Annotated in this window: 1 protein-coding gene; it reads right to left on the reverse strand. The window is 54.3% G+C overall.

All coding sequences use genetic code 11. The features are described from left to right. The coding region (locus PA598K_RS35100; protein WP_185602436.1) for a cation transporter at positions 1-263 on the reverse strand (263 nt) is incomplete at its 3' end. Positions 264-304: the final 41 nt, after the last annotated feature.

Genomic DNA, 304 nt, shown 5'->3' on the forward strand with positions numbered 1-304 from the left:
GCGGCCATGTAAATCGCCGTCATGCTCAGGCCAAGCGCCAGCACATCCGACATCATATGCGCCGAGTCCGAGAGCAGCGCCAGCGAGTTGGAGAGCAGTCCGCCTACAACCTCGACGATGGTGAAGAACAAGGTGAGCAGCAGCGTAATCCAGAGCGTCCGTTTCGAGGTCTGCTGCTCCTTGCGATGGGTCAGGTGATGATAATCCTCCGTGACGGCATTTTTGCCGCTGATGCGAGGCAGTACCGACGATGCTGTAGTCATGGCCGAAGCCTCCCTTTATCCTTATTTATAATAATTATAAT

Source organism: Paenibacillus sp. 598K, assembly GCF_003851045.1.
GTDB lineage: Bacteria > Bacillota > Bacilli > Paenibacillales > Paenibacillaceae > Paenibacillus_D.